This window comes from Soonwooa buanensis, assembly GCF_900167905.1.
In the GTDB taxonomy this organism is placed as follows: Bacteria; Bacteroidota; Bacteroidia; order Flavobacteriales; family Weeksellaceae; genus Soonwooa; species Soonwooa buanensis.
The window spans coordinates 185561-202402 of record NZ_FUYZ01000001.1 but is presented as its reverse complement, the minus strand read 5'-3'; the positions used below and the strand labels follow the sequence as shown (position 1 = coordinate 202402).

Genomic DNA, 16842 nt, shown 5'->3' with positions numbered 1-16842 from the left:
TAAAGTAGTACAGTTCCAAGGTGCTGCAACATCTTTTGGGTGTAGATACCGTCAACATTTTCGTCTTTGCAAAGCACCATTAACAAAGGTTTTTTCATTTTTGAAGTAGTGAAATAATTGAAAATTTTAACGCTTTTGTACTACTTTTGTACCGAGAAAACAATGTATTTCATTAATAGTCAATCAGATAATACTTCCCGACGGGCTTTTTGAAATTAATACTTCCCGACGAATTAGTTCCAAAATTAGCAATTTTTCCTCTTTAAAGATTATGAAATCCTTAAAACTTCGAAATACGTTTCTCAATCATTTCTATGTTTTCTTTGTTAACATCATATTCCTTCGCCAAGTTTTTCCAATTCTCCAATGCCAAGCTCGTCTGGCGAATAACTTCCACTATAAATGCTTTTGACAGTTTTGCTTCTAAACCTAGCTTTACTAGGTGCTTTCTTGAAATATTTCGTCCTTCTCCCATCACCATTGTGCTTTGTTCTCCGCCAGGTCCATTAGAAAATGTGAGATCATAGCCTGGCGACAAATTCCACTCGCCAAACTCATTCATTAGGAAGCTGAAGTTTTTAGCGTGATCGTCACGATTGTGTGCCATTACATTGAAAACAGCCAATCGAAACATTTTTTCAACCTCTCGAATATCTTTGGTAATCGCACTAGTTAAAGCCAATAAATCTTCATAATCATGAGATGGAAACCTGTAATTACTATGGATCAATCCGCTTACAGTGTGCATGTGGAAGCGCTTATTTTTATCTCTGTCAAATCTTTTTACGGCAAAATATCCACTCCCTTTTTGTGAAGGAAATAAGTGTGTTGCAGGCATTTCTAAACCTGCATTTTCTGCCATTATCGAGTAAATATATTCAATAGCTCCTGAATCGTTACCATCTTGCGTATTTGGAAATTTCACAATCCAATGTTCAAATCCATCTTTCAAATCACCTGTACCGTGAGAAATGTTCTTTCTTTGAGAATCAAGACCAATCATTGCTTTTGGTCTCGCTCCGGCAGAAGATCCGTTCAATGCCAAAAGTTCATTGATGACTTCTCCAGATTCGCCTTCCAAAACCTGTTCAGTTTGCGAAGCCAAAACATCAAGGTTAATTTTTTCATCATAATGTTTAGGACTTTCATCTGGTTCATACACCAACGCTCCCATTCCATTTAATCCAACGTACGCTAAGCGATCTAAAGCTGTAACTTCATTCGGTAAAATCCCTTCAGCTCTCAACATCCTGTCAAAAAGTAATCTTCCCCAACCGTCGGGCAAACTGTCATTGAAAACTCCTGCCAATCCTTCAAAAGGTGTTCTAGGAAGTTCTATTACTCCACGTTGTAGTGGAAATTTTAATGGCGAAATTTCTAAATTAGTTTCAAGAAAAGCATTGTCATATTCAAAATAAATGATTCCATCACGAATCGCTAATCGTCCTACCGGTTGAATTTCTGATCCAAAATTCAATCCTACTTTTAATTCTTTGATTGATGTTCTCATTTTTTACTTCCTCTTTTTTTAATGGCTTTTTCGTCAATCTTTATGACTTCGTCAATCGATTTAAAAGCAGGTGTATTTGGCTTTAATCCTTCAATCATCTCTTCTAATCCTCCAACAATAGAAAGAATTTTTAAGAAAGATTCTAAAGAAATCATTCCGGTCTGCTCAAACTTTCTCAAAGTTGATAATGCAACGCCGGATCTTTCCGCTAAACCTTCTTGGGTAAGATCCATTTGCAATCTTCTTTCACGAACATTTTGAACTAAGGTTTTTTGGGCTTTTGAAAGGGATTTAAATAACATTATAAGAATACTTATTTGCAATAATTAATAGTAACTATTACTATTGTATTACAAATATACGAAAAATTTAATACAAGCTTGAATATTTAATAATTTGTTTAAGAGCATTTTCGAGAAAAAACAAAACTATAAACTCGATTCTTTTACAGGCATTTCGTCATAAGTCTTACCATCTAATATTCTTCCCGCTTTTTTCTTGTTCTTACCTCCCCACTGCTTAAAGAAAAATGGAACGTTATTCCTGATGCAATTTTCTCTTATTTCAAAAACCCACTTCTCTTTCATTGGTCTTGCTTTGTGTCCGCTCTCACCACCTACAATCACCCAATCTATGTTTTCTAAATCTAAATTAGTTAATGGGCCTATAAGTGGTTCTAATGAAAGAAACTTTATTTTAGACTCCGTCTTTCTTAAAAAATCTATTCTATCAATCACTTTCGCATTTTCAACAGAAACCCCCATCCAAATATTTTCCGACCAATAAAATTCACTTGATAATTCTAAAAGGCGTTCTGCTCTTTTTGTTAATAATTGAAAAATATGTTGCGGATTGTCATTCATCACTTTAAAAACATCCTTAATAAATTCGACTGGGATTTTTTCATGAAATAAGTCACTCATCGAATTTACAAAAACGACTTTTGGACTTTTCCATGTATATGGAACCTTTAATGAGTCTGGATGAACTTTGACAACCTTAAATCCATCTTTATATTTTTCTTGACCCATTGCTTTTAAACGACGAGTCATAATTTCCGCATAACAATTTTTGCAACCTGCTGAAATTTTTGTGCATCCTGTTGTTGGATTCCACGTCATCTCAGTCCATTCAATTGAGGATTTACTCATTTTTAAATTTCAATATACATTTATCTGTAATAATAACATTCTTTTTATGATTAATATTATCATTAAATTTAGCATTCAGGACACCATCGTCTACTAATCCACAAAGAGCCTCCGTATAGTGAGATCTTGCATAAGTTGTATTTGGATGGTGATTTTCATACAATTTTTGTGAAGAAATTGTAATACCCTTATACTGCTGCTTTAGAAGCTGCTTAAGATTATCTATGTTTAGGGACGAAATATCGAAAAGTTCCGATTCCTTAGAGTCAAGTCTTTTAGGATCAAAGGTATATGTATTTATACCGTCAAAGATAGTTCCAACATTTGCAAAATCATTATAAACCGTTTTTATCAATTCAAAACCTTTTACGCCCTTTGTAATATGTAAAATGTAATGGCTTGTAGTTTCAACATCCTCTTCTTGAAATTTGAAAGCAGTATGGTAAACAGTGCCATTCAATAAAATCTTGAACTCAGCAGCAAGAGAATCAATAATAAATGCCAATCTTTCGGAAACACTAGTCCTAAATCTTCGATCTACTCTCACTTTTTCAAAACTCTTTGGAAATAAATCTCTCATTAAACCTTCAAATTTATCATTCTCTAGTGCTGCTTGTATCCTTTTTGTATTTACAAATATAAAAACTTCATTCCCCCAGTTTTCTAAAAATTTTGCAAGAACTTCAGTTTTTATACCTTTATAACCAAATGGATCAATAAATAAGACTGAAGGATATTGATTCCTTTTGTCCATATGTGTTGATGTTTTTAAAAATGTGTCAATTGCCACATTTTCACCAACGGTACCTTTTCCAAAGTGAGGTTTATATTTGAAAGAATTATCCGGAAATTCATTTAAAAAATTCTTCTCTAATTCAGATGAAAATACATTATCATTAAAAATAAACTTTACCAAATCTTTCAAAATTGGATCTCCGTGACACTTACGTGCAAGCAGTAATGGTGTTGACTCATTTCCATCTTCATATTTTCCTGGACCTGAAAACAAATCAATAAATCTTACCGCTTTAGGGATAAATTTTTTGATAATAATTTTACTGTAGCTTGGAAAATACTCCGAAACTATTCCCGCCTTTACACGCGAGGAAATAGTTTGAGTATTAAAAAATGTAGTTTCAGTCATTTGATAAATTTATTAAATAAAATTCGAATTAATCACAAAATTTTGTTGGTAGTCAGAAACATTAATAACTATTCTTCCCGTAAAGTAAGACATTCGAAATCAAATACCTCAATTTGAATTTTATGTCATAATCCATATTTATCATTTCGGCTTTCTGACAAACTTCAAGCAATTTAGCTAAATTATCAATATGTTGTGAAGTGCTTCTTGTAAAAAGACTCTTCAATTCCTTTACTTCTTTGAATGGACTGTTGTTTGAAATAATTTTTTCTTCAATTTTAGCACGAAGTTCATCAGGTGTATTTGTATTGGCAATACCTTTAAAATCTTTTATGTATTCATCCATGGAATAAATTACGGAACCTAAATTGTCAAATGTACTCAATACCTTTTCTATACCTGCAGTATGGCTAATAGACATTTTATAATTTATTTCTTGCTCCTTTAATTTTGGAAATAAATAAATTTTTCGTTCTTCGTCCTGTTTCGGATTCAGTTTCAAGGTATGTGTAAAAGAAAGCGACCTGTCACCCAAATCATTATTTTTTATGAGAATCGATGATGAAATGAATCTATCAATTTCTTCCACATATACAGGGTTTCCAGTTGAAACTACCATGTCGATTTTTGATTCATTTATTGATAATGAATTAATTTTCAAATTCAAGCCCTTATCTGACTGCATGATTTTATGCAATGATAAGATCGAAATTACAAAACTAAAAGCTACTCCATATTCCTCATATCTTTCAGAAGTTATGCTTCTTAGATAGTACCTTTCTTTCTTGTCCTTCAAAAAACGAAATTTTCTTTGTTGTATTGAACTTGGATTTCTTTCATATTGTAATTTCCAAGAATCATTTACATCTGCGATTAACTTATTTCGATCTGAAAGTTTTGCTAAAACTTTTGTGTTTTTAGATTTCAGAAAATTAATATATTTTGACAATTCTCGATCGTTATAAAACATTGAAGAAGAATCATAAATTGATTTTGCCTTTAATCCACTAATAATCACTCCATCATCATCATTGAGGAATGCAAAATCAAAATACAAATCTGTTTTTTCGGTGTTTTCTTCGGTGCTCTCAACTTTAGTGACCACATTATTATTAGAACTCCAAAGGTTAATATATTCATACTTTTTCGTAATAAAATTGACATATTGAAATGCCAAATCTACATTCCCAATTGAAATATAAAAGTCTAAAGATTCTAAGCCATAATGCTTAATGATTCTTTCTCTAAATCCATCATCAATAATTAAATCCAACAGCTTTGTAGCCTTAATTGCATTTTGTGAATTCTGTTTTTCAAATGGCGGAACAGTAACCTGAACAAATTCTTTTTCAAAAATTTCCATTTTTCTATTTTTAAATTAATACTAAATAAAAAGTGCTTTTTATAAGGAAGCACTTAAAACCTTTTTCTAAAATTACTTCTTACCTTTTTCTCTTTGACCCAGGGCACTTCCGGCGACTGATTTAGACGCCTTAGAAGTTCTTCCGTCTCTTAGAATTTTAGAAGCAATTTTAGCAACTTTGGGTGATGTTGCTTTTTTAGTCACTGTAATACATTTTTAATTACAAGGCTTTAGTACTGTAAGCCTTATAAACAGTGAAGATTTGTGACATACTTTGCAAGAAAAATAGAAAAATGGAAATGTTAAAATGTCTTTTAAAATTTACTCTTTAACATTTTTTAATATCTTTGCAGAACAAAGCAGGATAACAGCTATATCTTCAAGATACCTGATTATCTCTTTGGCTAACTAAAGAAGTCTCGGCAACCCTCGTAAAGTTTCGGACTTCTTTTTTTATTTCTTAATTACTCTCTTGTTTAATTTATAAACATTCTTGTCATCAGTTTTTCTGATATCAAAAATCGTTGTGTCTTCAGATGTATAATCTATATCCAAATCCTCTAATAAAGATTTTGCATTAATATAGTTATACTCCCCAGCTTTTGCTACATTAAAAGTTTCCTCATCGGATTCCTCAAACATTAGGATGTAAAAATCATCACTATCGTCAAAAGCAAATTTTGCAAATTTGTTTGTTTCTAAATCCAACAAATCCATTGCGCCTTTAGAAAACCCAATTTTTCCCGTACGTTGCACTGTTATCTTTGCAATTGCAGGTGGGTCTTTTGGTTTTATAACCCTGAATTTCATTGTCATTCAAATTAATATTTACAAAAATATGTGATATTTTTTATTCTCACAATACCCCAATATTAATTGTTGATAATTTTACCCTAAAACTTATCAACAAAATTGCTTTCATTTTATTTAATTTTGTTTATATCTTCTCTTGTGTGCTTCTCTTATATGACTAAATCTTTTTCGAAAATCCATTCGCTGATAAAATCACTCTTCTGAAATTGCTTCCACTTCCTCATTCGTCACATTCAAAACCCCTTTCAGTAACGATTTTAACTTGGTTTTCCTTTTTTCGAAAAAATCATGGAAATCAACAAAGTCCAAAGAAACTTCGGTATCGATATGATTCTGCAATAGATATGTCGATTGATCTGTAGAGTTTGGATAAACCGAACTTAGCCAATCTTTAAATTCCTTGCTGTTTTTCTCAAGATTCAGATTTGTTTGTAATAGTTGCAGATTCGGAAGTTTATTGTATTTCAAAATAAATAAATCTGGATCCACTATTCCTCGATTTTGTAGATTCCTTTTACTAAAGAAAGATTTTGGATGAATATGGTCTTGATGATATTTAAAGGAATAGTTCAACGCAGGATATAATAGAGTTAATGCACAGTAAGTTCTTGCCGAACCATAATCGTAATTGAGAATATTTTCGATATCGTCATTCGTGAAACTGATTGACTTTCTTTTGCCACGATAATAATCAATAACTTCTTTGATCGGAAATCTCCCTAAATTCTCATTAACGAGATTTCTCATTACAGGATAAATTGCATCAGGAGTTCCACCAAAAGTTCCTTTTAATAATACTCTTGCCAACCATTCTTTTATTGCTCTTCGGTCATTTTCCCTTGCTGAAGAATGAAGTATTGAATCGTTGAAATTATTCTTCTGTATAAAATATGCAATTGGTATTACCGCATTCAATGAGATTAAGTTATCTCGGTTATAGCCATATTTTGCAAGAAGTTCAATTGCCTTTTTCACAGATTCAGAAATGTTGTCCCAATTTTTTTCAATGGCAACCATATTTTCTTTAGTGAAATTGTCTACCTTAAATTTGATATCGTTGAAATCTGCCAAAACCAAACAAGATTTCAGCACAAAGTCTTTATTAAAGGCGAAACCTTCACCGATTGCATTTATTTCATCCACAAATTCGTGTATCACTTCTCTTGCATCTTTTTCTTTCCATTGTGCAGTTGCAATTGAAAGCAATAAATCTGAATAACTAAGCTTGGTTCCGCCACTATTAATCCTGATAAAAATTTGCAGAACTTTATCCAATTCTTCGCCTTCTTCAAGGAAAAAACTGATGTTTCCTTTTTGGTGAATCGCATTTTGAAGTTTACTTAGAGAGCTTGTTGCAAAGTATGATTGCTCTGAAGTATATTTTGAGGTGTTCATCAATTCATTCTCAATAACATAATTCATTACTTGAGGCGAATCTGTAAAATCCATTACTTTTGATACAGGAAACCAAAAATTATTTTCATCATTTTTTGCTTCATTGTCGCTTAAAAATCTGAAATCATATTCCAATTCTATATCGTCTGATTTCTTCAGAATATTCAGATAAAGTTTCTTTTTCGGAAAAGCGTGTGGACTGTCCCATCTGTAATATGGAATTTTCTTCGCATAAGAACCATTTAGTGCTAAATAAAGCGAGGTCATTCTTTGTTGTCCATCCAAAATAGAAATTACATCTTCATCGCCTACCAAATCTGCTTTCTGGTTGTGTTTATTATCTTTTTCGTGATAATTTTTAAGAAATTCATAGAATTGAAAATCTTTTATTTTGTTTTTATCCACCTTCCAAAAAAGAAAAGTGCTTATTGGATAATCCCGCATCAAAGAATCGAAAAGACGCTCTATTTGTTCTGAATCCCAAACAAACTCACGCTGAATTGACGGCAAAACATAATGCTTTTTCCGAATATTTTCTATTGCTTTTTTTATGGTAATTGGTGCTTCGTATGCCATAGTTACTTATTTTAATTATTATAAATCGGCTATTATTTGACTAATATTTTTAGATTTATCTGACAAAAAATAAAAATTTAGAAAGTCTGGATCAATTGCAACGCTTTCTTTATTACAGCAATATTCATAAAACTTTTGCAAATTTTCTTTTTGTTTAGCATTTATACTAATTTTATTCTCTTTTCCTTTAATTGAATTTTTGACTTCATAACATATCAAGTCTTTCTCTAGTTCCGAATGAGAGGATACTCTTGAACCATCAGGATTCAGATAAACAAAAACATCTTCTGAAACAGTAACCACATATTCATTGACAGTATTTATATCCTTGTTTATAACCATTATTATTTTATTGCTTCTGGGCAAAATTCTTTTTATTAGTGGCTTTAAAGTCTCGCATTCTTTTCTAAAATTAGCAACTAAAGTTAAAACCTTCTCAATATCTGTCTTATATATTTCGCTTTCCAAATCACTGTGTGACATTGGATTAAGAAGGAGAAAAATAAAATCATCAATCTCATTAACAACTTTTTGATCTATGTTTAATTTTTCAAAAAGCTTTTTTGTTGCAATAATCTTATCATTTAATTTATCCTTATTGGTTCCATCATCATTTTTAAAAATTTCCTTTGGTAGATTAGTCACCAAAATTTCTTCTAGCTCTTTCCTAAGATAGTTCATAGAAGCAGGATAATCTGGAGGTCTATTATTTTTGTGCTGCAATGCGAGAGAAAAAAAACCTTTGGATGGATAATCTTCTGGCGAGGGAATTCCATCATCTTTTGTTATTTGATAAATTTCTCTTATTTCCCATTCCGAAATGTTTCCACCATAATCTATTCTTCTCTTAACAAGATTAAAGAAACTTCTTTCGTGTGTAAATAAATAAATTTTATATTTTTTTGCATAAACATTCAATATTGCTTCCAAAACCTTTTCACGATTGCTCATATCCAAACTTATCAACAAATCATCAAGTGCAAGAAATTGTCCTGCATAAGGTGGCTTTATTGAATCGTGAAGTAAACTGAATCTTATTGACAATGCAATCATTGTAATTTTTGCCTCATTCAAATAAGCTTGAGGACGATGTACAACCGAAAATGATCCATCATCATTGACTCTTCGAATAACTAAACTTATGAAAGGATTATTAAGTTTTGCATATCCTGTACCTTGTGTATAATCAACACCATCTTTGGTGTACACATTATCTGCATAATGATCATATTTTAAAGGCTGATTATACTTCAAAAAAATTTCAATATTATCATTATTCTTTAAAACATCTTTATAAACATCATTTGATAATAGATTAATCCTTGTAATATAATGTTCAACATCACTATTAAATTTTCGAATTGTATCGTTAAAATTTCTCTGCCAAACTTTACTTCGTGATCTTTTAAAAGTTTTGGATGCTGTATCTAAATTAAATGGTAAATTTTCTTCAATAGATTTTAGATTTTGCCATAGTGTTTTCTGTCCACGCCCTCTATCTTCAATAAGGAATGGAAAAAAATCTCGCACAAAAACTTCCCAAAGATTTATCCCCTTTGAGTTTCTAAAATTGTAAAAATTGACGAGCAAACGATGCGTTATAAAATCACTATGTCGATGTAAATCTTGTATTTTATTCGCAACTGATTCAGAATTGCCATCTTTATCTATCCTTACTTCGACACCATCTTCAAGTTCAACTGTTACTTCAGCATTTTTCCCTATATCATTAGGGTTTGTAATATTTCCATTTTCATCAACAGTAAAATCTGGTCTTGAGTTTAAGTAATGATAATTAATTAGCTGTTCTTCGTGTATCGGCGAAAAATATTTACTAATTTCGGCTTGCGTTTTGGTCTCTGATTGGAAAAGGGTGTACAAAGCCCAATAAATAGAAGATTTACCACTTCCGTTTTCTCCATACAATAACAAGTTCTTACCCTTTAAAGATATTTCTTGAGGTTCACTTCCTGTGTAAAAAGCTTTGAAATTATGAAGTCTTATTTTATCGATATTAGCCATTTCAACTTTGTAAGATTGGTTTTAGGATATCAGGACTTTTTGTAATGTAATCAGCCATCTTTATTTGGACAATTCCAGTTGACCATTCTTCATATAGTTTTACGATAATATTTTTCTTTTGGATCTCATCTAAATCGTTGAAGTTTCCATGAATATTATATTTTTCAATTGAGGCATTTACAGCATCTGTAATTCTAATATTATTTGAAGTTGTTTCTTGGTCAAAATAAATGTCAAATACACATCCGTCAATTACATCTTGGAAAAAGTCACTGATTTGATTATTATTATAATTTTCACCTATTTTTATATTGTTTAAATATGATTTTAAGGCGGTGATTATTTCTGCCATATAACCTATATACTTATACTTTTCCAATCCAATAATAATTGGCAAACTTTCAATAAAACTAGCTTGATATCTATAAAATCCGCCAGCTTGCGGAATAGTATTTTTTTTATGATAATAATCTAGAACTTTTGAGTTTAGTATCGCCAGAAGAACTTGAATTATTTTTGTGTTATTGATAATGGGAACTAATGAATAAGTTGTTGTTGTTCCCATAAAACCTTTATCGTCGAATGCAAATGAGTTTCTCGAAGCATTATCTAAAGTAATGATTTTGCAAGTCTGAAATTTTTTCTTATTTCTTTGATTCCACAGTTCAAACCATAATTTATTTGATTTATCAAAATAACCGCGTCCTTTTAACAGATTCTTAGATTCAACTAAATATTCGTATAGATTTGGAGAATTTTTAGATAAATCAGTTTCACTAATTACTTTTCCATCATCGTCATAAGGGTAAATGCAATAATTATCTTTCCATTCAATTTTGTAAGGCGATATATCTTTACCTTTCAGAAATTTAACTAAATAATCTGTCTCTATTTTGTGTTCTTCTACGAAAGACTTGTTTAGAATGAAAACATTATCTTTTCCGGTTGCAACACCCTGAAAGATACCATCAAGTAATGTTTTTAATGGAATAGTATCTTTCCTTATTAAATCTAAAATATCTGATACTTTTTCATCATTGAAATACCAAGAATTTCCATTCAAATATTCATTATCAAATTTTAATTTTTTACTTGAATCTAAACTGTTTTGTACCGAGAAAACATATTCTTTTTCTTCTGTCTTTTTTAATATAAAAATACCAGTGTAAGTAATTGCTGATTCAAAATTTTGTTTATCTCCAAAATCTGTAATTTCGATAAACTTCATATTTTGACGTAGGAAATTTCTTAGTTCCCTACCATAATCGCGATTCAAGAATCTGGTTGGAGTTATATAAGTTAATAGTGCATTTTTCTTTATTAATCGATAAGCTAATTCGTAAAAAGCAATATAGATATCATACTTTCCTTTAAGTGTAACATATTTCCCAATTTCTTTATTTTCAATTTCAGCCTTAATTTTCTTATCAAGATTTTTAAACTCTATATATGGTGGATTTCCAATCACAATATCAAATCCCCTTTTGCTCTCATCTACCAGTATAGGATTCAAAACTTCAGGAAAATCTAAACACCAATCAAAATGAAAGAAATCACTTTCTTTATTATTTTTTAAAATATTTATTTTTTCTAACACCGCTTTCCATCTTAAAGTTTGTTCAAACAATTCATTTTGCTTCTTTGAGTTTCTTGTCAGCGACTTATATTCAGTTCCTTTCGAAGTAATCATTATTTGTAATTCCTTTGAAAGAATTTCCAACTTTAAATCTGAAATTTGTTGATGAATTTCATGTTTAGTTTTTCCTGTTGAAAAAAAATACTCTTTTTGTTTTGTTGAGATTTCTTTTAGCAAACTAATTTTTTCTTCTATAATATCTTGTGCAAATAGGCCTTTCTTTGTACTATCAAGACTCCAATCAATTTCTATAGCTAATTGTTCAAATTTATCGACAATACTATTTCCAACTAAAATCTTATAGGATAAATTAGGCAAGGGTTTGGGTTTTCCTTCATCTACCACCAATGATAACCAAAAACGCAATCGCGCGATTTCTACTGCACCTTCATCCAAATCAACACCATAAATTGAGCTTTGTATAATCTCTTGTTTTACTTCAGCAGGATTCCATTCTTTTTTTAATTCATAAGCGATTAAAGCTTTTAGATTAAAAATTTCCTGTAACATTCCCATCGGAAAAGCACCAGAACCAACTGCGGGATCACAAATCTTAACAGCATCCAACAAATTTTCAATTTTTTCTAATTCCTTATCGGAGAATGATGGTCTGCTTTGGTTTTTTACTAAGTTTTCAATTTCTTTTCTTTCGTTTTCCAAGTGCGTGTTCAGATACTCGATAAGACTTTCCTGCGTCATATACTGAACAATCTCCTTTGGCGTATAGAATGTTCCTGTGTCCTTGTTATAATCAATTAAGTTTTCGAAAATATGTCCAAGCATTTCAGGATCTACCGCAACCGTATGTTCTTCTGGACTGTTTTCGTAAATCGTGAAATTATATCCATTAAAGAAATTAAAAAGGGATTCGAAAAGGTCTTTTCTGAACTGAATATTCCGATGTCCATTTGGTTCTTGTTCTTCTTCAAACAAACCACCATTCAAAAAAGGAATGCTTACAGTCTGTCCGTTCTCCAATTTAAACTCATCGTTTTTTCTGTCGGGTGTGTTTAAAGCATTAAAGAAAATTGGACACAGATATTTTTCATAAAAATCATTTTGATTAGCAACATCATTGAAAAACAAGTCACTTATAAAATGTGGATTTCCGTCTTTGTATTCTGTATTTGAAGCTCCTAACCAATGTTTCTTTTGCAAAAAGTATAAAAAAACAATACGCCCCATTAATCTGGAAACAAAGTTTCTTGCTTCTTTTTCGGTTTTATGCTCCGGATCTTTTTGGTTTTCAAAAATGGATATGTATCCACGATTTTCATCTAACAAATAATCTGAAAAATCCTGATAAAGTTTTTTGTACTCATCGAAGAATTTCTTTGAAACAGGTTCAACATTAAATGCTTCAAAAAAATCTTCCAATCTGAAACGCGATTGTTCCAGATTGTACAGTCTTTCAATTGCAGTTCTGTGTTCGTCCTGTGTCCCAAAAATATAGGTGTATTTTTTAGGGTTGGTTTCTTCTGCTTCTGCTTCCGCAAAGAAGTCACTCGCAGAATTTTTGCTTATAAATGAAAAACGCCATTCTTTTCTTTCGTCGGTTTCATACGCAAAAGTTGCCAATGCTCCTTTTACTGCATCTTTAATAATGTATTTCTTGATAAAATCATTAACTCCGGCTTTGTTATATTCAATACGGATATTATCTTCCAAAATAATCTCGAAAACAGGAAGTGTAACACCATCTGAAGTTTTTAGTGTTCCTACTTGATAAAATGTTTTCACAATTCTATCCGCTTCCGTCGTATTAATTTCAATAAGTTTTGGTTCTAAAGACAACTGCAATAGATTTCTGTTTCCGGAAAGAAAGTGCAAGGTTTTGTTCCATCTAACTCTATCGTAATGTTCCTGCAATATATTTTTAAGTTCTGCTCTATTCATTTTTTAAGCAAAGGTTTCAGTGATTACAATTTTTGGTTCTTCAAATACTTTTGGCTGATTTTCTTCTTCCGCTCTCAACGCATCTAATCTCGCAATATTAGCAATTGGATAACGATTCATTATCTGATTGACTTCTGAAATAACTTTTTCCAAAGGCATTTTTTTCTTTTTTTGTTTTGAAGCTAAATTTGAAATTTCATTTCGGAATTTTCGAAAAACTCCCATATAAATGATGCGAAGCGATGCATCAATCATTTCAATAAACTCATCTGACAATTCAGCAGGGAAAGATCGCTTCAAATCTTTTAAACTGTTTAAAAATAAAACTGCATTTCTTTCCGACACTGAAAGATTGGAAGTATCATAATCTTCTACAGTATAAATGGTATTGTAAACTTTTTTGAATTGGTTCACAGCATTGTTTACTGCATCAAAATGATTTTCAAAGACAGCAGTTGATTTTTCTATTTTGGTGGCTTCAAAAAGTTTTACTGCCTGATAAAAAGTAACTTCAACGCAGTTTTTATCATTGGCGACATAAAATCCTTCTTTTATCTTGTTTCGTAAATAGCAAAGCACAGTATTTTCTAGTGATTGACTTATAATTTCTTTGGCTACATCACTTTTAATTTTGGCAAATCGACCAACCCTGCTTTTGAGTGGTAATTTCTTAATTCGTTGATATTGTTGGAAATCTTTTTCAAAAAGTTCGCGAACAATTTCAAGATATTGTAATCTTTCATCAACTTCTTCCTGCGGTTGTAAATTGCCTAAAGTGTTTTCAATCAATTGCTCTTCTTCACTATAAACTTTACTATCCTCACTGAATGCAGAATGGAAACCTTGTAGTTTCTTTAATGCTTTTTCATTCAATTTAATCAAATCATTAGATTGAGAAGTCGGAAAAAAGTTGTACACATAAATTTTGTCGGCTTTGGTTCCGATTCTGTTTACACGACCAATTCTTTGCATTAGTTTGGTAGCATTCCAAGGAATATCGTAGTTCAAAATAATGTTAGATCGATGTAAGTTAATCCCTTCTGCCAAAACTTCGGTTGTAATGATGATGTTATATTGATCTTCCTGCTTCTCCGGATAATTGGCGTCGAAGTTTTTTCTGATTGTGGCGAATCTTTGTTTGCTATTGGATGCACTAATTGCCAAAACATCTTCTCTACCAATGTTTTTGAGTTCTTCAGCTATGTATTCTACGGTTTCTTTACTTTCAGAAAATATCACCAATTTCTTTTCGATATTCTTTTTATCAAAAAAAGATTTTTTGATTTCGGCAATAAATTTTTTGGTTTTAGGGTCTTCTCCAATATTTTCCCAACGCTCATAAATTTCAAGCAAAACCTCTTGATCTTTCAATAAACCCTTAATATATTCTTCAGAGAAATCTGATGCCTTAAAAATTTGATTATTAGGAGATTCAGCATTAAGTTCTTCAATCTTTGCTTCCAATTCATCTTCTCTTCCCTCATCCAAAAATTTATTTACATCAATATCAGGCGCGATAAAAACTTTATCATTTTCAAACATTTCAATCATTCTTTGATTTGAAATATAGAATCGATACAAAGATTTCTTGAACGCCCTGAAACTACTTTCCAACCTTTTAACCAATTGGGTTTTCATAATGGTTGAAAGTTGCAATGAAATTAGTTGTGCATTATCATAAATTTCTGCGTGTTCTGGATTCAAAAATTCAATAGCACGATAGCGATAATAACCTAATTGATCGATAACTGCATTAATTGTGTCATAAAATGTCAATTCCTGTTCAGGGGAAAATTGATATTCAATTTTATTGGGTCCAACAACATCTGGGAATGTCATTCCTTGCGAAATAACATCTTCATAATAACGAGCGATTTTTCTAATGTCAGCTCTAGTTCTCCTAATCACCAATTCAGAAAATATTTTTTCTCGAATCGGTTCATAAATTTCACGCACTTTGCTAACAAGTTCTGCGTGATCCTTTATCAAATAGAGTTTCTTGTATTTTTCAATTTTATCCGCGAAAAAGCTTTGCAGGTTTGGAACTCCTTCTAAAGTTGATTTACGCGAATCTTGAAATAAATAAATTTGATTTGCAATGTCTTCCGGTTTATTATTTAAAGGTGTTGCAGTAATTAGAATAACTTTCTTTTTTCTATCCACATCATTACCAACAGTTGCTCTCGGAGTTTTACAAATTAATTCCAACAATCCATACATTGTAGTACTTGATGTTCTAAATTTATGTGCTTCGTCGACAATAATCAAGTCATAATCTTCAGGCTTTTGATAATTAATACTGTTACCTTCAATTATTTTGTGCAAACTTCCATTAGAAACAAAATCTACATAATTAGAAATTCCAAAATCACGAACTGTAGTTTTCCAGTTTGTTTCTAAAGCATTTGGATAAACAACCAATACTTTTGTATTGTAACCGTTCTTATCAATATATTTTTTGATAATTCTGGTAGCAATGATTGTTTTTCCTAGTCCAACAACATCTGCCAGAATAAAGCCGTTATGCTTCAATAATTTGTGAAAACCTTCTGTTACTGCATCGGCTTGATATTGCAAATTTGTATAACCATCTGGTAAAGAAATGCTACCAACTTTATCCCGAATAGCTGAATCGCCAAAGTACTCAACTAGCATTTTTAAAAATAAATCGTGCGGAGTTATTTTCTCATCTCCTAAATAAGTTTTTGATTTAAGTTTTGAAATATCTGCCGGAATTAAATCAGTGGCATCTTTCCACAAATCTTCAAATTCATCGGTTGCAAACTTGACATCTTGGAAATCATTTAATTGAACATTAAATTCATAATTGGCATTATCATAAGTTCCCAATCCTGAATCAGTCAAGTTAGACGAGCCAGTAATTACGCTAGCTAAAGTGTGTTGATTAAATGGTTTTGGTCTGAAAATGTAAATTTTTGCGTGTAGATTTTTTTGTCCGTAAGCTCTAATTTGAACTTTACCAGAAATGATATCGCCAATGAATTGCAATATGCTTTTTTCAGTTTCAGAATCATAAGATGCGCTCTCAATATCTTTCGCAACAAAATTGAGGTATTCTTCTTTAGTCTTTTCAGGATTTTCTAAATATAATTGTCCTTTTCTCTTTGCTTCAGCTATTAATGAGTCTGCATTAATTCCAACCAAGATTCTAATTTCTGGAACTTTTTCCAAAAATGGTCTTAGTTTAAAATACCCTGAAGCTCTAAAATAACCTACCAAAGCATCAAAACAAGATACATTTTGATATTCAAAAATACCTTTGAATTTCTCGAAAAGACTATTGCTTTCTTTATTTGTAAAAAATTTAGAACTCAT

Annotated in this window: 10 protein-coding genes; all 10 read right to left on the bottom strand. The window is 31.1% G+C overall.

Annotated features, from left to right (window positions below; genetic code table 11):
* Positions 1–280: 280 nt before the first annotated feature.
* Positions 281–1510, bottom strand: coding sequence for a type II toxin-antitoxin system HipA family toxin (locus tag B5X62_RS00960; RefSeq protein ID WP_079665518.1), 1230 nt, complete (start codon positions 1508–1510; stop codon positions 281–283).
* On the bottom strand, positions 1507–1812 hold the full coding sequence (locus B5X62_RS00955; RefSeq protein ID WP_079665517.1) for a helix-turn-helix domain-containing protein: 306 nt from the start codon (positions 1810–1812) through the stop codon (positions 1507–1509). Before B5X62_RS00955 ends, B5X62_RS00960 begins: the two co-directional genes overlap by 4 nt.
* Before the next feature lie 126 nt (positions 1813–1938).
* Positions 1939–2661, bottom strand: coding sequence for a DUF5131 family protein (locus B5X62_RS00950; RefSeq protein WP_079665516.1), 723 nt, complete (start codon positions 2659–2661; stop codon positions 1939–1941).
* Entirely contained in the window at positions 2654–3805 is a 1152-nt protein-coding gene (tcmP, locus tag B5X62_RS00945; RefSeq protein ID WP_079665515.1) for a three-Cys-motif partner protein TcmP, read from the bottom strand. Before tcmP ends, B5X62_RS00950 begins: the two co-directional genes overlap by 8 nt.
* Before the next feature lie 61 nt (positions 3806–3866).
* Complete coding sequence (locus B5X62_RS00940; protein ID WP_079665514.1) at positions 3867–5168, bottom strand: hypothetical protein; 1302 nt, start codon at positions 5166–5168, stop codon at positions 3867–3869.
* 453 nt (positions 5169–5621) lie between these two features.
* Positions 5622–5978, bottom strand: a complete 357-nt coding sequence (locus B5X62_RS00935) for a hypothetical protein (protein WP_079665513.1) — start codon at positions 5976–5978, stop codon at positions 5622–5624.
* 195 nt (positions 5979–6173) lie between these two features.
* The gene (locus B5X62_RS00930; protein ID WP_079665512.1) at positions 6174–7952 is read right to left on the bottom strand and encodes a DUF262 domain-containing protein; all 1779 of its coding nucleotides are present in this window, start codon (positions 7950–7952) and stop codon (positions 6174–6176) included.
* A gap of 18 nt (positions 7953–7970) precedes the next feature.
* Positions 7971–9974, bottom strand: a complete 2004-nt coding sequence (locus B5X62_RS00925; protein WP_079665511.1) for an ATP-binding protein — start codon at positions 9972–9974, stop codon at positions 7971–7973.
* 1 nt (position 9975) lies between these two features.
* Positions 9976–13506, bottom strand: coding sequence for an Eco57I restriction-modification methylase domain-containing protein (locus tag B5X62_RS00920; protein ID WP_079665510.1), 3531 nt, complete (start codon positions 13504–13506; stop codon positions 9976–9978).
* A gap of 3 nt (positions 13507–13509) precedes the next feature.
* Entirely contained in the window at positions 13510–16842 is a 3333-nt protein-coding gene (locus B5X62_RS00915; RefSeq protein WP_079665509.1) for a helicase-related protein, read from the bottom strand.